At 68.8% G+C, this 17,582-nt stretch carries 11 protein-coding genes; 9 read left to right on the top strand and 2 right to left on the bottom strand.

Annotated features, from left to right (window positions below):
* Window positions 1-36: 36 nt before the first annotated feature.
* A complete protein-coding gene (locus IM543_11750; GenBank protein QOY96425.1) occupies window positions 37-2,340 on the bottom strand; it encodes an oligopeptide transporter, OPT family in 2,304 nt (767 codons plus the stop codon).
* 259 nt (window positions 2,341-2,599) lie between these two features.
* Between IM543_11750 and IM543_11745 the strand changes: the two genes are divergently transcribed.
* On the top strand, window positions 2,600-4,873 hold the full coding sequence (locus IM543_11745; protein QOY96644.1) for a PBP1A family penicillin-binding protein: 2,274 nt from the start codon (window positions 2,600-2,602) through the stop codon (window positions 4,871-4,873).
* A gap of 12 nt (window positions 4,874-4,885) precedes the next feature.
* On the opposite strand, the gene IM543_11740 is transcribed toward IM543_11745, so the two are convergent.
* On the bottom strand, window positions 4,886-6,166 hold the full coding sequence (locus IM543_11740) for an AMP-binding protein (GenBank protein QOY96424.1): 1,281 nt from the start codon (window positions 6,164-6,166) through the stop codon (window positions 4,886-4,888).
* A gap of 200 nt (window positions 6,167-6,366) precedes the next feature.
* Here IM543_11740 and IM543_11735 point away from each other — a divergent pair, with 200 nt between their 5' ends.
* The 8 genes from IM543_11735 (at window position 6,367) to IM543_11700 (ending at window position 17,496) form a co-directional block, all read left to right on the top strand.
* Complete coding sequence (locus IM543_11735; protein ID QOY96423.1) at window positions 6,367-6,759, top strand: PAS domain-containing protein; 393 nt, start codon at window positions 6,367-6,369, stop codon at window positions 6,757-6,759.
* A gap of 83 nt (window positions 6,760-6,842) precedes the next feature.
* Entirely contained in the window at window positions 6,843-8,177 is a 1,335-nt protein-coding gene (locus IM543_11730; GenBank protein QOY96643.1) for a GGDEF domain-containing protein, read from the top strand.
* Complete coding sequence (locus IM543_11725; protein ID QOY96422.1) at window positions 8,167-9,933, top strand: bifunctional diguanylate cyclase/phosphodiesterase; 1,767 nt, start codon at window positions 8,167-8,169, stop codon at window positions 9,931-9,933. Before IM543_11730 ends, IM543_11725 begins: the two co-directional genes overlap by 11 nt.
* 182 nt (window positions 9,934-10,115) lie before the next feature.
* Window positions 10,116-10,394 (top strand): hypothetical protein, encoded by a 279-nt coding sequence (locus IM543_11720; GenBank protein ID QOY96421.1) that lies wholly within the window; start codon window positions 10,116-10,118, stop codon window positions 10,392-10,394.
* Window positions 10,395-10,451: 57 nt separating this feature from the next.
* Window positions 10,452-11,435 (top strand): HDOD domain-containing protein, encoded by a 984-nt coding sequence (locus IM543_11715; GenBank protein ID QOY96642.1) that lies wholly within the window; start codon window positions 10,452-10,454, stop codon window positions 11,433-11,435.
* Window positions 11,436-11,619: 184 nt separating this feature from the next.
* Window positions 11,620-15,066: a transcription-repair coupling factor gene (gene mfd / locus IM543_11710; GenBank protein QOY96420.1), complete on the top strand. Its 3,447-nt coding sequence runs from the start codon at window positions 11,620-11,622 to the stop codon at window positions 15,064-15,066.
* Window positions 15,067-15,082: 16 nt separating this feature from the next.
* On the top strand, window positions 15,083-15,925 hold the full coding sequence (gene serB / locus IM543_11705; protein ID QOY96641.1) for a phosphoserine phosphatase SerB: 843 nt from the start codon (window positions 15,083-15,085) through the stop codon (window positions 15,923-15,925).
* Window positions 15,926-16,173: 248 nt separating this feature from the next.
* Entirely contained in the window at window positions 16,174-17,496 is a 1,323-nt protein-coding gene (locus IM543_11700; GenBank protein QOY96419.1) for an SGNH/GDSL hydrolase family protein, read from the top strand.
* Window positions 17,497-17,582 lie beyond the last annotated feature (86 nt).

Below are 17,582 nucleotides of genomic sequence, written 5' to 3'. Positions count from 1 at the left end.
TGAATCCCGGGCCATTCTGGTGTTACGCCTTCGTGCTTACTTCTTTATCTTCTCGCGCGCCACCCAGTACAGCAGCAGGACGATCGCGGCATACGGGATCAGGGTCAGCAGGTTCGAATCCGGCCCGGCGAAGAACGGGTTCGAGGCCTCGGCCCAGCGCGCCACGCGGGTGTCGAAGTCGGTCAGCACGCCGGCCGTGATGGCGATGATGATGCCGGCCAGCGCGCCGCCCGCGATGTAGCCCGAGGCCAGCAGCGTGCCCGAACTGCGGTCGCCGGCGGCCTGGCGCTCTTCCTCGTTCAGGTCCTGGTACTGGGGCAGCCGGTTGTTGCGGCGGTCCGCCACCCAGCGCACCATGCCGCCCACCGCGATCGGCAAGGTCGACACCAGCGGCAGGTAGACGCCCACCGAGAAGGCCAGCGCGTGCACGCCGGCCATCTCCAGCACCACCGAGATCATCACGCCGAACAGCACCAGGGTCCAGGGCAGCTGCTGGTCGAGGATGCCCTTGATGATGTAGGACATCAAGACCGCCTTGGGCGCGTCGTACTTCTTCACTTCGGTGCCGTCCGGGCGCAGCTTGTGGGTGCCGTTGATGCCCGGGTCGACCAGGTAGGCCAGCTGGCCGCCGTCGGCCACCAGGTACTTGCCGGCCGGGCCGCCGTCGAGGTCGGTCTTCTGCCATACCTTGTAGGTCTTGCCGTCGGTTTCCGCCTGCGGGCCCTGCAGCTGCGCGGTATCGGTCAGTTGCGCGTACTGTTGCGCGTCCAGGCGCAGGCCAGGGGCGACCTGGGCCGCCGGCACGTACACGGTGCCCGCTTCGTTCAGCTTGAGCAGGATCGGGCCGAGGATCAGGGCCGAGGCCAGGGCGCCGCACAGGATCGCGTACTGCTGCAGGCGCGGAGTCGAGCCGACCAGGTAGCCGGTCTTCAGGTCTTGCGAGGTGGTGCCGGCATTGCTGGCGGCGATGCAGACGATGGCGCCGACCGACAGCGCGGTGACGTAGTAGCGCCCCCCGGTCCAGCCCATCAGCAGGAAGATCAGGCAAGTGAACAGCAGCGTGGCCACCGCCATGCCCGAGATCGGGTTCGACGAGGAGCCGACTTCGCCGGTCAGGCGCGAAGACACGGTGGCGAACAGGAAACCGAACACCAGGATCAGCAGCGCGCCCAGCAGGTTCATGTGCAGGGGCGTGGCCACCGTGATCACCGCGATGATGGCCAGGCAGCCGATCATGACCCATTTGAGCGGAATGTCCTGCTCGGTGCGCGGGACCTTGCGCGCCGCGGCCTTGCCGTCCGCGCCTTTGCCGGCCGCACCCTTGCCGAAGCCCGACAGGCCGGCGCTGAGGCCCTTCCAGATGGTCGGCAACGAGCGCACCAGCGAGATCAGCCCGCCCGCAGCGACCGCGCCCGCGCCGATATAGAGCACGTAGGCGTTGCGGATGTCGTCCGGTCCCATGTCGCGGATCAGGGTGGTCGCCGGCGCCAGCGGCACCGTGAGCAGTTCGCCGAAGAAGCTGATCATCGGGATCAGGAGCAGGTAGGACAGCACCCCGCCGGCCGCCATCGTGAAGGCGATGCGCGGGCCGATGATGTAGCCGACGCCGAGCAGCTCGGGCGAGACTTCGGCGCCGGCCGAGCCGCCCTTGAGCGGATAGCCGAATTCGAAGTTCACGTAGTCGCGCCAGCCCTTGAGGGACACGCTCAGGGTCTTGTACAGCAGGCCGATGCCGAAGCCGCCGAAGATCAGCATGGCGCGCCGGCGCGCGTCGCGGGCGGCGTCGGAGCCGTCTTCGCGCGCTTCGCCGGCGGCGGCGCGCGAGGTCTCGGTGGCGGCGGCCTTGAGCACCTCGGCGCAGGCCGTGCCTTCCGGGTATTTCAGTTCGCGGTGGGCCTCGACGATCATGGTGCGGCGCATCGGGATCATCATCAGGATGCCCAGCAGGCCGCCCAGCACGCCCACCAGCATCACGCGCGAGATCTCCAGGTCGAAGCCGAGGATCATGATGGCCGGCATGGTCACGCCCAGGCCGAAGGCCAGCGATTCGCCGGCCGAACCGGCGGTCTGGGTGATGCTGTTCTCGAGGATGGTCGATTCGCGCGCCCCGAACTTCTTCGCGGTGTGGAACAGGGTGATGGCGATGACCGCCACCGGGATCGAGGCGCTGACGGTGAGGCCGACCTTCAGCACCAGGTACAGCGAGGAGGCGCCGAACACCATGCCCAGCACCGTGCCCATGATGAGGGCGCGCAGCGTCATTTCGGGCAATTCCGCGTTGGCGGGGATGTAGGGCTTGAAGCCGGTCGCGCTGGAATCGGCGGGCGAATCGTAAGGCATGGAGGGTCCTTTGAGATGCATACTTTGGCAGAGCTTAAGGCGAGACTATCGCATATGCCGAAATGGAAGGAAAGCAGTTTGGGGGGTTAGAATGCGCGGATACGATGCGCCGCATGCGCCGTCAATACCGCAATCCATCGAGAGTAAGGCAGTGACCCAGTCCAACCAGCCCGCCAAGCGCCCGCGCCGCCTGCGCATGTTCCTGTTCTTCACGCTCGCCGCACTGGTCGCCCTGGCGGCCGGCGTCGCCATCTACGCCATGACGGTGATCCTGCCGAACGTGCCCAGGATCGACGCCGTGCTCGACTACCAGCCCAAGATCCCGCTGCGCGTATATACGGCCGACCAGCACCTGATCGGCGAATTCGGCGTCGAGCGGCGCGACTTCGTCACCATCGACAAGATCCCCGACCGCATGAAGCAGGCCCTGCTCGCCATCGAGGATGCGCATTTCTACCAGCACCAGGGCATCGACTGGCGCGGCGCCGCGCGCGCGGTCGTCAACAACCTGCGCGAAGGCTTCGGCGCCGGCGGCGCCTCGACCATCACGATGCAGGTGGCGCGCAACTTCTTCCTGTCGAAGGACAAGGTCCTGTCGCGCAAGCTGACCGAGATCGCCCTCGCCTACCGCATCGAAGACGCCTTGAGCAAGGACCAGATCCTCGAGCTCTACATGAACCAGGTCTACCTCGGCAACCGCTCCTACGGTTTTTCGAGCGCCGCGCGCAGCTACTTCGGCAAGTCGCTCGACCAACTGACGCTGGCCGAGACCGCGATGTTGGCCGGCCTGCCGCAGAACCCGTCGCGCCACAACCCGATCGCCAACCCGAAACGCGCGCAGCAGCGCCAGCACACCGTGCTCAGGCGGCTCCACGAGCTCGGACAGATCGGCGAAGCGGAATACCGCCAGGCCCTGGCCGAACCGCTGCGCATCCGGCGCGGCGGCCAGGTCTTCGATACCAAGGCCGACTACGTGGCGGAACTGGCGCGCCAGGCCGTCTTTGCGCAGTTCGGCGAGCAGGCCTACGAACGCGGCATCGTGGTCACCACCACCATCCTCAAGGCGGAACAGGACGCCGCCTATGAATCGGTGCGCCGTAACGTGCTCGATTACGACCAGCGCCACGGCTACCGCGGTCCGGAAGCGCGCATCGCCCTGCCGCAGGACCCGGCCGAGCGCGACGAAGCCGTCATCGAAGCCCTGCAGAAGCGTCCCGCCAGCGAGGGCCTGGTGCCGGCCGTCGTGCTGGCCGCTTCGGCGCGACAGGTGCGCGTCGAGACGGCCGGCGGCGACGACATCACCATCGAGGGCGCCGGCCTGAAGTTCGCCGCGCGCGGCCTGGCGGCCAATGCGAAGGACGCCTTGCGCATCGCGCCCGGCGCCGTGGTGCGCATCAGCCGGCGCGGCACGGACGGACAGGACGGCTGGGCCATCGTCCAGCTGCCGCAGGTGGCGGCGGCCTTCGTGGCGATCGACGCCGACACCGGCGCCTACCACGCGCTGGTGGGCGGCTTCGACTACAACCTGCAGAAGTTCAACCACGTCACCCAGGCCTGGCGCCAGCCGGGATCCGCGATCAAGCCGTTCGTCTATTCGGCGGCGCTCGAGAAGGGATATTCGCCGGGCACCCGCATCCTCGACGAGCCGCTCGACATGCCGGGCGAAAACGCCGGCGCGACCTGGTCGCCCCAGAACGACGATGGCGCGTTCGACGGGCCGATCACGATGCGCTACTCGCTGGCGCACTCGAAGAACGTCACCACCGTGCGCCTGATCCGCGCCCTCGGCGTCGACTACGCCCACGACTACCTGGACCGCTTCGGCTTCGATCTGGCGCGCCATCCGAAGAACCTGACACTGGCGCTGGGCACGGGCGCGGTCACGCCGCTGCAGATGGCGGGCGCCTATGCGGTGTTCGCCAACGGCGGCTACCGCGTCAAGCCCTACCTGATCGCCCAGATCCGCGATGGCAACGGCGTCATCATCCAGGACAACAAACCGCCCGCGCGCCAGGACAGCGATCGCGTGCTGGACGCGCGCAACGCGTTCGTGCTCGATTCCATGCTGCGCGACGTCACCCGCTACGGCACCGGCGCGGCTTCGGTGAAGCAGCTCGGCCGCATCGACATCGCCGGCAAGACCGGCACCACCAGCGACGCCATCGACGGCTGGTTCGCCGGCTACGGCGGCAAGGTGGTGGCGGTGGCCTGGATGGGCTACGACGAACCGCGCTCTCTGGGCGGGCGCGAGTTCGGCGCCACGCTGGCGCTGCCGATCTGGATCGATTACATGCGGGTGGCGCTCGGCCCGGTGCCGCCGCAGGAAGAGCAGCTGGAGCCGGAAGGCGTCGTGCGCGAGTATGACGACTGGGTGTTCGAGGAGTACATGGACCGCCCCGACCTGCGCTTGATCGACATCGACCCCTGGCAGGACATGCCCCCGGTGCAGGTCGAACCGGTCGAGGGCGACCCGGCCTTGGCGCCGCCGCCACCGCCACCGCCGCCGCCGCCGCCTTCCTCGGTCTGGTTCTGATCCGGCAGGGCCTCAGTCGGCGCTGTCGATGATCCAGTCCGACAGCTTGCCGTTGGCCTGGCGCGGCAAGGCGGCGCCGAACGACCAGGCCATCGGCCGCTCGGGGGCCGGCAGGCGCTCGCCGATCCATGCACCCAGTTCCGCGCGCAGTGCCGCGGCCGCCGCGCCACCCTCGGCCGGCACGTCGCCGCGGGGCACCACGAAGGCCTTCAGGCGCACGCCTTCGTCGGGCCGCATGGGGCGCACCACGACATCCTCGACCTGCGGGTGGGTGCGCAGTACGTCCGCGACGTAGGCGGGGAAGACATTGACGCCGCCGACCTGCACCGCGTGGTCGATCCGGCCGGCAGGACGGAACCGGTCGGGGGCGCTCCAGGCCAGCCGGTCCTGCAAGGGATAGGCGGCGCGGCTGCCATCGGCGTGACGCCGCACCAGGCTGCAGGCTTGCGCGCCCGCTTCCCAGTACCGGAACAGCTGGTAGTCGGCCGCCGGGTCGTCGCGCCAGCCGACGCCGGCCGTTTCCGAGCTGCCGTAGACCTGCACCAGCCGCGCCACGCCGGCCGCGCGCACGGCGTGCGCCACCTCGTCCGGGCACGGCGCCGTCGAGCTGACGCCGGTCAGGTGCGCGGCCAGGCCGCCCGGCGCGCACGCCGCCAGCGGGGCGAAGGCGCGCCAGAAATCGGGGAACCCCACCACCAGGTCGCCCGGCTGAAGCCGGCCTGCCACCGCCCCGGGCGTCATGCCGCGCAGGTCGACCACCGCGTCGTGGCCAGGCCCGAACCCGAGCGCGTGCGGCAGCAAGACCGTGAACAGGAAGCCGTAAATATGGTGCGATGGAACCAGGCTGACGATCCGGCGCGTGCCGGGAACCAGGGCCGCCAGCGCCTCCGCCTCCTGCCACAGCGCGCCCAGCGCGTGGCTGCAGGTCTTGGGCGCACCCGAACTACCGGAGGTGCGGAAGCGCATCACGCCGCTGCCCTGGTCGAGCCCGGACGCCGCCGCCGCGAGCCAGGCGTTCAGGCGCGGGGCGGCCAGCACCCGTTCCTGGCCGATGCAGCCGATGCCGAGCACCTGTTCCATTGCGGTTGCCAGGCCCAGCAGTTCGAGCGAATCGGCGCCGAGCTCGGCCGCGAGATCGAGGCCGGGCGGCCATGGCAGCGGGCGGCGGGCCAGCCCGGGGCGCATCAGCGCCAGTTCGCCGGCGAGCAGGTCGGACAGGACACGCAACAGGGTCGGGCGGTGCGACCACCAGCGCAGGTCGCGGTCGGGTGCAAGAGTTGTACTGACAGTCATGAGGAGCATCGCGGAAACAGGCGCTGATGGTGCCGGTGCCGCCGGACGCTGTCAAGCCTGCGGAAAAAACATGCCGAATGTGCTATTCGACAACGCAAAGTGTCAAGGAATAAGCGCGCACAATTGACAAGCGTACTGGCGGCATGTCAACATCAATTTCCTCAAATCAACTTACGCGCATCGACGCCGGATCCCGTACCATGACCGCCCCTACCCTGTCGTTTTCGACCGCCGACCTGGCTTCGCATCTCGACGCCTGCTCCCCGGAGCAGCTCGACCAGCTCGACTTTGGTGTGATCGGTTTCGATACCGACAATAATGTGCAGCGCTACAACGCCTTCGAATCGCAGGCCGCCGGGCTGTCGCCGCAGCGCGTGCTCGGCCAGCCGCTGTTCACCAACGTGGCGCCCTGCCTGAACAACTTCATGGTTGCGCAGCGTTTCGAGGATGCGCTGGACGAAGGCGGCGCGCTGGACGACACCATCGATTATGTCCTGACCCTGCGCATGCGTCCGGTCAAGGTGGCCCTGCGCCTCCTGGCCAGCCCGAACGGCGCGAGCCGCTACGTGCTGGTCCAGCGCCAGCCGCGCTGAGCCCCGTGAGCGCGAAGGCCGACGTGAAGGCAAGCGAGCAGGTGGACGAGATCGGGCAACTGCGCGCCGAGCACGAAGCGCTGATGCAGTTCCTGTACCTGGCGCCGGTCGGCCTGGTGCAGGCCGACATCGACGGACGCATCGTGATGATGAATCCGATCTCGGCCCAGCTCCTGATGCCGCTGTCGCGCGACGCCAACCTGGACAACCTGTTCACCGCGCTCGAGAACGTGGCGCCCGAACTGCGTCACCTGTGCGGCGCCTACGCGCGCCCGTCCGGCAAGATCTGCGACGGTCTGCATGTGCACCTGAACGCCGGCGCCGCCGCCCGCAAGGCGCCGCAGATCCTGGCGCTCACCCTGCTCAAGCTCGACGCCCGCCGCATCATGGCGGTGATCGACGACGTCACCCTCCAGGTGCGGCGCGAGCGCCAGCTGCGCCAGAACGATGCGTGGTTCAACGCCATCCTGACCGGCATCACCGACTACGCCCTCGCCGGCCTGGACGCGCGCGGCACGATCACCGAGTGGAACCCGAGCATCGGCCGCGTCACCGGCTTCGGCCAGGAAGCCGTGGGCCAGCCGTATTCCATCTTCTACCCGCCGGACGCGATCACGCCCGAACACGTGCTGGACCGCCTGGGCGACGCCGAGCGCGACGGCTGGAGCCTGGACGAAGGCAAGCGCGTGCGCGCCGACGGCAGCGCTTTCTGGGGCAGCGTCCTGATCGCTCCGCTGAACGAACGGGCCGCCGAGGAAGCGCGCGGAGCGGCCGGCTGCGCCGAACCGGAAGGTCCGGCCTATTGCCTGATCCTGCGCGACATCACCGACAAGCGCGAAGCCAGCGATCGGCGCCGCCGCGAAGCCTTCGGCGACTACCTGACCGGCCTGGCCAACCGCCGCGCCTTCTTCGAAGCGGCCGAGCAGGAGCTGGGGCGCAGCAGGATGCTGCCGCGCCCGACCGCCGTCATCGCGTTCGACGCCGACCACTTCAAGGCCATCAACGATCGCCACGGTCACCCGGGCGGGGACGCCGTGCTGCAGCACCTGGCCGCGCTGCTGGGCGAGACCTTCCGCGAGGTCGACGTGGTCGCCCGCATAGGCGGCGAGGAGTTCGCGGTGCTGCTGCCGTCCACCGACCTGCCGCGCGCGGCGGTGGTGGCCGAACGCCTGCGCGCCGCGGTGGCATCGGAAGTCGTCCACTTCGACGGCGAACGGATCCGCTACACCGTCAGCGCCGGCGTGGCCAGCCTCGACGATGGCATGGGCGGCATCGACCTGCTGTTGCGGCACGCCGACCAGGCCCTGTACGCGGCCAAGCGCGCCGGCCGCAACCGCGTCGAACGCTGGCGTCCCGAACTGGCATCCAGCCCTGTCCACCAACCGGAAGCAAACGAAGGAGAACCCGATGTCGCCTGATCCAAGCGACGCCTACGAAGCGCTGGTGCAGTTCCTGTACCGCGCACCGATCGGGCTGGCCCAGATCGCATCCGACGGCACGGTCGACATGCTCAATCCGATGGCCTCGAACCTCCTGATGCCGGTGGCCCGCGGCGCCGGCCTGGACAACCTGTTCGACGTGCTGGCGCCGATCGCGCCGCAGTTGCCGCAGCTTGCCGCCGAGTTCGTCGAGACCTCGGGCGTCGTGTGCGAAGGGCTGCGCGCCACCCTGCCGCCGACGCTGACCGCGCCCGGCAGCCCGCAGGTGCTGGCCATCAGCCTGATGAAGCTCGACAGCGAGCGCCTGATGGCGGTGGTCACCGACGCCACGCTCGAGGTCCAGCGCGAGCAGGAAACCCTGCTGCGCCGGCTGCGCAACGCCGCCCGGACCGATGCGCTCACCCGCATGCCGAACCGCGAGGCGGTGCGCGAACAGCTCCAGCACCTGGTCGCGCGGCCGCTCTCGAGCGGTGAGTTTGCCGTGCTGTTCATGAATTGCGACCGCTTTCGCCGCATCAACGACACCCTGGGCCAGGCCGCCGGCGACGAGCTGCTGGTGCAGATCGCCGACCGCATCCGCGGTGCGCTGCGCCCGCCGAGCGACCACATCGACACCGTCGCGGCAAGCGGCCAGCTGGCCGCGCGCGTGGGTGGCGACGAATTCGTGGTGGTGCTGGACGGAATGCGCAAGCGCGACGACGCCGAGCGCGTCGCGGTCCGTATCCTCGACGCGCTGGCCCGGCCCTACCGGGTGCAGGGCCACGAAGTCGTGTGCGGCACCAGCCTGGGACTGGTGTGGGGCGCCGATGCCGTGCATGGCGGCGCGCGCGACGCCGACGAGATCCTGCGCGACGCCGGCATCGCCATGGTCGAGGCCAAGCGCGCCGGCGGCGCGCGCCAACTGGTGTTCGAGACCAGCATGCGCGAACGCGCGGCACGCCGTGCCGACATCGAAGCCGAGCTGCGCCAGGCGCTGATCGAGGAACAGCTGTTCGTCGTATACCAGCCGGTGGTCGGCCTGCTGCCCGACGGCGGCACCGACCACGCCGCCGGCGTCGAGGCGCTGGTGCGCTGGCGCCATCCGGTGCGCGGCATCGTGCCGCCGGTCGAATTCATTACCGTCGCCGAAGAGTGCGGTCTGATCGGCGCGCTCGGTGACTTCGTGCTCGAGCGTTCCTGCCGCGACTTCATGGAATGGCGCGCGCGGCTGGGAGACGGCGCGCCGCGCCTGATCGCGGTCAACCTGTCGCGCGCCCAGCTCGGCCAGCCCGGCTGGATCGACAGCGTGCGCCGCGTGCTGCAGCTCACCGGCATCCGCCCGGACCAGCTGCAGCTCGAAGTCACCGAAAGCCTGGCGGCACAGGACCAGGGCATCCAGCAGCGCCTGCACGAACTCAAGGCCATGGGCATCCAGCTTGCGCTCGACGATTTCGGCACCGGTTATTCTTCGCTGTCGAGCCTGCACCTGCTGCCGGTGGACACGGTCAAGATCGACCGCTCCTTCGTTTGCCAGGCAGATACCAGTCACCACCACCGCGTGCTGATCGAGGCCACCGTCAAGGTGGCGCAGAGCCTGGGCATGAAGACCGTCGCCGAAGGGATCGAGACCGAGTCGCAGGCCGACATCGTGCGCGCCCAGCACTGCGCCAAGGGCCAGGGTTACTTCTATAGCCGTCCTCTGCCGTCCGACGAGCTGCTGGCGTGGCTGGCAAGCCACGAACAGGTCACGACCTGAGCCGCTCGGCGGCAATCCCCCGCTTGCGCCGACGACGCCGCTTCCGTATGCGGTGGCCGGGCCGCGCGCGCGCCGCGCAGTATGTACGCACCCTCCTACACCGACTGACGCTTTGTTCCTATTTCACGCACGCCACGCACCTCGCATGATGATCCGACCCATCCACACCGAGGAGAATACGAATGAACAAGCTCAACACCGTTTTATTGGGCGGCATCATGGCGCTGTCGCTGGCAGCCTGCAACACCACCGGTACCGATACCGAGTCCAGCATGTCCGGCTCCAGCGCCGGCTCGTCGATGGACGCGGGCAGCATGGGCACCACCGGCACCGGCAGCTCGAGCGCTTCCGGCAACATCGGTACCAGCACCACCAGCGGCTCCGGCCAGAGCGGCATGAATACCGGCACCACCAATCCGCCGGCCACGACCACGCCGCCGCCCTCGGGCAACGGCCAGTAAGCGGCCCGCCCTCCGGCGCATGCCTTGCTGCGCGCCGCCAGCCTGATCCTGCCGACCATGCATGACTGGCTTGCGCGCCTGTTCGGCAATCGATCGCGTCCGCGGACCACGGCGCCTCTTCCCGCGTCGGATCAGGCAAGACCAGGCGTCGCCACCGCGGCCCCCGCCCCCGACCTGGAGCAGGACCCGGACCTGGATCTGGACCTGGCGTTCTATCGCTGGCTCGGGGGCGTCACCGCACATGCCGGCGCCGCACCCGAGCGATTGATCCTGGACGAACTGGCGCGGCTTGCGCGCCAGCCCGACGCCGCCGCCGAGCTGGTGCCGCGCGTGCCCGCCGTGATCCCGCAACTGCTGCGCAGCCTGCGCGACGACGCCATGTCGGCGACCGAACTCGCGCGCCAGGTCGCGCAGGACGTGACCCTGGTCGCCGAAGTCATCCGCGAGGTCAACAGCCCCTATTACCGGCCCAGCGCGCCGGTCCGCAACATCGAAGGCGCGCTGATGCTGCTCGGCCAGAACGGCTTGCGGATGCTGCTGGCGCGCGTGGCCTTCCGTCCGGTGATCAGCGCCCAGGCCGGCCGACTGGCGCGCCAGGCCGCGCCCCAGGTCTGGAGTCAGTCCGAGAAATGCGCCCTGGCCGCCGCGCTGGCGGCGCCGGCACTGGGAGCGAACCCGTTCGAAGCCTACCTCGCGGGACTCATGCAGAACGTCGGGCTGATCGTCGCCTTCCGCCTGGCCGACCAGGTCGCCGGTGCCGCCCCGCTGCCCTCGTCGGACGGCTTCGCGCAGGCGCTGCTCGACGGCGCCCGCACGCTGTCGGCGCGGATCGCGCTGCTGTGGGACTTGCCACCGGCGGTCGGCCAGGCTATTGAGCAGGCCGGCCAGGCGGATCCGACGCCGCTGGCGGCGGCGCTGCACGAGGGCGACCGGCTGGCCAAGCTGCGGGTGCTGGCCGACGCCGGCGCCGAAGACGCGCAGGCGCTGGCGGCGACGCTGGCCGGCAGCCGGCGGCGCATCTACGACCAGTTGCAGACCTGAGGGGCACCTGAGGGGCCACCCCGCCCGGGTCGGGAAAATGCCGCGTTGTCGATCGCACGCCTGGCCTGGCCGTTCGGGCGGCATGCGCGTGCGCGCCGCACACGACCGAGGCGTCCCGCCCGGCGTGGACATGGCCATTCGACTATAATTGGCAGTCACCGTTGCGAACGTCCCTGCGCGCTCAATGCCTTTCGATCTCAAGAAAAACCTCCCCAAGCCCGGTACCCGATTTTCCCTGCCGGCCATGCATGGTTCGGGCGACGCCTATGCGCTCGCCAGCGCCGCACTTGCCCTGAAGGCCAGGCAGCAGATGCTCACCGTCGTCGTGGCCAATGCCAGCGACGGCCAGCGCCTGCTCGACGAGATTCCCTGGTTCGCCGACGGCAAACTGGCCTGCCACCTGCTGCCGGACTGGGAGACCCTGCCCTACGACGCGTTCTCGCCGCACCAGGACCTGGTCTCGGAACGCCTGGCGACCCTGCACGAGATCCGCAACGGCCAGTGCGACGTGCTGCTGGTGCCGGCCACCACGGCACTGGTGCGGCTGGCCCCGCCCTCGTTCCTGGCGGCCTACACCTTCTTCTTCCGGCAGGGCGAGCGCCTGGACGAAGGCAAGCTGAAGGCCCAGCTGACACTGGCCGGTTACACCCATGTGTCGCAGGTGATGTCGCCGGGCGAATACTCGGTGCGTGGCGGCCTGATCGACCTGTTCCCGATGGGCTCCGCCCTGCCTTACCGCCTCGACCTGTTCGGCGACGAGATCGAGTCGATCCGCACCTTCGACGCCGACACCCAGCGCTCGCTGTACCCGGTGAGAGAGGTGCGCCTGCTGCCGGGGCGCGAGTTCCCGATGGACGAGGCCGCGCGCACCGCCTTCCGCGGCCGCTGGCGCGAGCGCTTCGAGGGCGACCCGTCGCGCTCGCCCATCTACCGCGACATCGGCAACGGCATCGCCGCGGCCGGCATCGAGTACTACCTGCCGCTGTTCTTCGACGAGACGGCCACGCTGTTCGACTACCTGCCGCAAGACGCCGCCCTGGCCCTGGTGGGCGACATCGAAGCGGCCATCCAGCGCTTCTGGCTCGACACCGAATCGCGCTACAAATTCCTCAAGAGCGACCGCGAGCGTCCGATCCTCGAGCCGCGCGAACTGTTCCTCGGCGCCGAGGCTTTCTTCACCTGCGCCAAGCCGCACGGCCGCTGGACCATCGGCAGGGATCCGTCGCTACCGGCCTCCGAGCTGTCGGCGCCGATCCCGGACATCGCGGTCAACCGCCGCCTGGACGACCCGCTGACGAACCTGCGCGCCTACCTGGCGCACCAGGACGCGCGCGTGATGATCTGCGCCGATTCGGCCGGCCGCCGCGAAACCCTGCAGCAGTACTTCCACGAGTACCGGCTCGAGCCGGCGCCGGTGGAGGGCTTCGAAGGATTCCGCGCGAGCCCCGCCAGGCTGGCGCTCGGCGTGGCGCCGCTGCAGGCCGGGTTCGAACTGAGCGAGGACGGCGCCGGCCACCTGGTCTTCATCACCGAAACCGAGCTGTATGCGGGTTCGGGGCGCCGCGCAGGCAAAAAGAAGCAGGAAGCCACCAGCCAGGTCGAATCGATGGTGCGCGACCTGTCCGAGCTGAAGATCGGCGACCCGGTGGTCCACATCAACCATGGCATCGGCCGCTACATGGGCCTGGAGAGCCTCGACCTGGGCGAAGGCGAGACCGAGTTCCTGCACCTGGAATACGCCAAGGAGACCAAGCTGTATGTTCCCGTGTCCCAGTTGCACGTCATCTCGCGCTACTCCGGCACCTCGCCCGAGGACGCGCCGCTGCACGCGCTCGGTTCGGGACAGTGGGACAAGGCCAAGCGCAAGGCTGCCGAGCAGGTGCGCGACACCGCCGCCGAACTCCTCAACCTGTACGCGCGCCGTGCGGCGCGCCAGGGCCACGCCTTCGAATACTCCAGCATCGACTACGAGAACTTCGCCGGCAGCTTCGGCTTCGACGAGACCCCGGACCAGGCCGAGGCGATCCACAATGTCATCAAGGACATGACCTCGGGCCGCCCCATGGACCGCCTGGTGTGCGGCGACGTCGGCTTCGGCAAGACCGAGGTGGCCTTGCGCGCGGCCTTCATCGCGGTCATGGGCGGCAAGCAGGTCGCGATCCTGGCGCCCACCACACTGCTGGCCGAGCAGCACGCCCAGACCTTCGCCGACCGCTTCGCCGACTGGCCGGTGAAGATCGCCGAGCTGTCGCGCTTCCGGACCGGCAAGGAAATCAACAACGCCATCAAGGGCATGGCCGACGGCACGCTCGACATCGTGATCGGCACCCACAAGCTGCTCTCGCCGGACGTCAAGTTCACGCGCCTGGGCCTGGTGATCATCGACGAGGAGCACCGCTTCGGCGTGCGCCAGAAGGAAGCACTGAAGGCGCTGCGCGCCGAGGTCGACGTGCTGACCCTGACCGCGACCCCGATCCCGCGCACCCTCGGCATGGCGCTCGAGGGCCTGCGCGACTTCTCGATCATCGCCACCGCGCCGCAGAAACGCCTGGCGATCAAGACCTTTGTGCGCAGCGAGGACGCTTCCGTGATCCGCGAGGCCGTTCTCCGCGAACTGAAACGCGGCGGCCAGATCTACTTCCTGCACAACGAGGTCGAGACCATCGAGAACCGCCGCGCCATGCTGCAGGAGCTGTTGCCGGAAGCGCGCATCGGCGTGGCCCACGGCCAGATGCACGAGCGCGACCTTGAAAAAGTGATGCGCGACTTCGTGGCGCAGCGCTTCAACATCCTGCTGTGCACCACCATCATCGAGACCGGCATCGACGTGCCGACCGCGAACACCATCATCATGCACCGCGCCGACCGCTTCGGCCTGGCCCAGCTGCACCAGCTGCGCGGCCGCGTGGGCCGTTCGCACCACCAGGCCTATGCCTACCTCCTGGTGAGCGACGTCAGCGGCCTGACCAAGCAGGCGCAACGCCGCCTGGACGCGATCCAAGCGATGGAGGAATTGGGCAGCGGCTTCTACCTGGCCATGCACGACCTGGAAATCCGCGGCGCCGGCGAAGTGCTGGGCGAGAACCAGTCGGGCGAGATGCTCGAAGTCGGCTTCCAGCTGTATTCCGACATGCTCAATGAAGCGGTGCGTTCGCTCAAGGCCGGCAAGGAACCCGACCTGGCCGCGCCATTGTCGACCACCACCGAGATCAACCTGCACGTGCCGGCCCTGCTGCCCTCCGATTACTGCGGCGACGTGCACGAGCGCCTGTCGATCTACAAGCGCCTGGCCAACTGCGAAAGCCAGGACAAGATCGACGCCATGCAGGAAGAACTGATCGACCGCTTCGGCAAGCCCACCGAGCCGGTGAAGGCGCTGATCGAGACCCACCGCCTGCGCATTGCCGCCAAGTCGGTCGGCATCGTCAAGATCGACGCGCATGACGAGGCGGCCAACCTGCAGTTCATGGAAAAGCCGCCGATCGACCCGATCAAGATCATCACCCTGATCCAGAAGAACCGCCACATCAAGCTGGCCGGCCAGGACAAGCTGCGCATCAGCGCCAGCATGCCCGACCTGGCGGCGCGCGTGACGCAGCTGAAACAGACCATCAAACTACTGCTCGCTTGAGCCTTCACCCATGTCCATGAACCTGGTGCTCCAGGGGCCGCAGGCCTCGCTTGATTCGCTCGATCGACTCGCCGCGCTCGCCGGCGCCGCCCGCGTGGTGCGCCTCGGCCACCACGCCCTGCGCTGCGAGGATGTGCCGTTCTCGGCCGAACTGAAGGCCCGCATCGATGCCGCCGCTTTCGACGCGCAAGTCGATGCCTGCTTCATCGAGGCCGGCCGCACGCTGCGTGACTTCGGCCTGGTGGCGATGGACATGGACTCGACCCTGATCACCATCGAATGCATCGACGAGATCGCCGACATGCAGGGCCTGAAGCCCCAGGTGGCCGAGATCACCGAGGCCGCCATGCGCGGCGAACTCGATTTCGCCGCCAGCCTGACGCGCCGCGTGGCCCTGCTCGAAGGGCTCGACGCCGGCGCCCTGCAGCGCGTCTACGACGAACGCCTGCGCATCTCGCCGGGCGGCGAGGCGATGCTGCAAGCGGTGCAGGCGGCCGGCCTGAAGACGCTGCTGGTATCGGGCGGCTTCAGCTTCTTCACCGAGCGCCTGCAACAGCGCCTGTCGCTCGACGTCACCCACGCCAACCTGCTGGAAGTGGCGAACGGCAAGCTGACCGGCCGCGTGCTGGGCGGCATTGTCGACGCGGAAGAAAAGAGGCGCACCGTGGAGCGTGTGTGCGCGCAATTCGGCCTCGCACCGCGCCAGGCCATCGTGATGGGCGACGGCGCCAACGACCTGCGGATGATGGGCATCGCCGGCCTGTCGGTGGCCTTCCGCGCCAAGCCGGTGGTGCGCGCCCAGGCGTCGGTGGCGCTGAATTTCTCCGGCCTCGATGGCTTGCTCAATATCCTCCAGTAACTTGTTGCTGCGCCCGTGTTTGAAAGCACAATGCACAGCGCCGCGCCTGGATTGACGGGCGCTATGCGAAATTTGATGCTCGGGCGAACCATCAATTTTTCCCAAAGTTTCATCTGTTCCAAAAGTTCGGTGCTGAAGTGCGACGCAGCGCAAAAGCCGTGACACGCACGATTGGATGAGCAGCGCGGCTGGTCTATGGTTGATGCTGCGGCCGCGCCGCGGCTGCACCTCATCGACAGGAGCATGCCATGTCTATTCCGGCCTTCCGCACGTCGCACCCGCCCCTTTCCCCTTCTCATGATCTAACGAGCAAAGTCGCAGTACCCACCCGGGGTCGGCGGCGCTTCCTGCGCGGACTTCCCGCCCTCGCCGGCGCGCTCGCCCTGGCGCCGCACGCCGCCTCCGCCCAGTCATGGCGCGGCGAGGGCTGGTGCGCGACCTGGGGCTGCGCCCCGGCCGGGCCGCCGCCCGCGGCCGGCACCATGAGTTTGGGCGGACAGACGCTGCGCATGATCGTGCGTACCAGCATCGGCGGCAATCGCGTACGCGTGCGCCTGACCAACGAGATGGGCAGCACGCCGCTGGTCATCGGGTCGGCCCAGGTGGGCCTGCGCAGCAGCGGCCAGGCCGTCGTGGCCGGCTCCAGCCACGCGCTGAGCTTCGGCGGACGCAGTTCGGTCACGATCCAGCCAGGCTCGCCGACCGTGTCGGACCCGGTGTACTTCCAGGTGCCGCCCTTCGCCGACCTGGCGATCAGCCTGTATTTCCCGGGCACCGCCACGGCCACCACGATCCACCGCGATTCCTGGCAGACCAACTACGTGTCGACCTCGGGCAACTTCACGGCGAATACCACGTTCAGCCTGTCGCGCAGCATCGCCTCCTGGCCTTTCCTGAGCGAAGTGGACGTCGACGGTGGCGCGCCCTGCGTGGTCGTCATCGGCGACTCGCTCACCGACGGCCAGGGCAGCACCGGGAACCAGAACCGGCGCTGGCCGGACTATCTGGCGCGCCGGCTGCAGGCCGAACTGGGTACGGCTGGCCGCATCGGCGTCGTCAACCGCGGCATCGCCGGCAACCGTCTTCTGCTGGACGACGCCAATGCCCTGCTGGCCGGCCGCGACGTGCTGGAACGCTTCGACCGCGACGTGCTGGCGACGCCAGGCATCCGCGCCGTGATCGTGGCGATCGGCATCAACGACATCGTGTACGCGTCCGGCGCCACGCTGAGCGACATGCGCGACGACCTGGTGGCCGGCTACCGCCAGCTGATCGCGCGGGCGCATGGCCGCGGCATCCCGGTGCTGGGCGCGACGCTGCCGCCGATGGCGGGCTTCGTGTATTACACGGCGGCGCGCGAATCGGTCCGCCAGGCCACCAACAACTGGCTGCGCACCGCGGACGAGTTCGATGCGCTGATCGACTGGGACCGGGTGCTGCGCGACCCGGCCTCGCCGACGCGGATCAACCCGGCCTATAACAGCCGGGACTGGCTGCATCCGAACGATGCGGGTTACCAGGCGCTGGCGCAAGCGGTTCCGCTGGGAGAACTGAGCGCGCTGCTGGTCTAGGCGCCGGGTCGGCGAAGCTGCGCGACCCATATGTCTGACGGACTCTGAACCCCGGCAGGCCGCGATGGCCTGCCATGCCGCCTGGC

Origin of the sequence: Massilia sp. UMI-21 (assembly GCA_015277795.1) — a bacterium.
Classification (GTDB): domain Bacteria; phylum Pseudomonadota; class Gammaproteobacteria; order Burkholderiales; family Burkholderiaceae_D; genus Telluria.
Note: the sequence above shows the minus strand (reverse complement) of the source record. Positions and strands in the feature narration are given on the sequence as shown.

Coding starts and splice junctions, on each gene's coding strand:
- IM543_11725 (QOY96422.1), top strand. CDS start 8,167: ATGTCGCCTGATCCAAGCGACGCCTACGAAGCGCTGGTGCAGTTCCTG.
- IM543_11735 (QOY96423.1), top strand. CDS start 6,367: ATGACCGCCCCTACCCTGTCGTTTTCGACCGCCGACCTGGCTTCGCAT.
- IM543_11745 (QOY96644.1), top strand. CDS start 2,600: ATGACGGTGATCCTGCCGAACGTGCCCAGGATCGACGCCGTGCTCGAC.
- serB (QOY96641.1), top strand. CDS start 15,083: ATGAACCTGGTGCTCCAGGGGCCGCAGGCCTCGCTTGATTCGCTCGAT.
- IM543_11720 (QOY96421.1), top strand. CDS start 10,116: ATGAACAAGCTCAACACCGTTTTATTGGGCGGCATCATGGCGCTGTCG.
- IM543_11715 (QOY96642.1), top strand. CDS start 10,452: ATGCATGACTGGCTTGCGCGCCTGTTCGGCAATCGATCGCGTCCGCGG.
- mfd (QOY96420.1), top strand. CDS start 11,620: ATGCCTTTCGATCTCAAGAAAAACCTCCCCAAGCCCGGTACCCGATTT.
- IM543_11730 (QOY96643.1), top strand. CDS start 6,843: ATGCAGTTCCTGTACCTGGCGCCGGTCGGCCTGGTGCAGGCCGACATC.
- IM543_11700 (QOY96419.1), top strand. CDS start 16,174: ATGTCTATTCCGGCCTTCCGCACGTCGCACCCGCCCCTTTCCCCTTCT.
- IM543_11740 (QOY96424.1), bottom strand. CDS start 6,166: ATGACTGTCAGTACAACTCTTGCACCCGACCGCGACCTGCGCTGGTGG.
- IM543_11750 (QOY96425.1), bottom strand. CDS start 2,340: ATGCCTTACGATTCGCCCGCCGATTCCAGCGCGACCGGCTTCAAGCCC.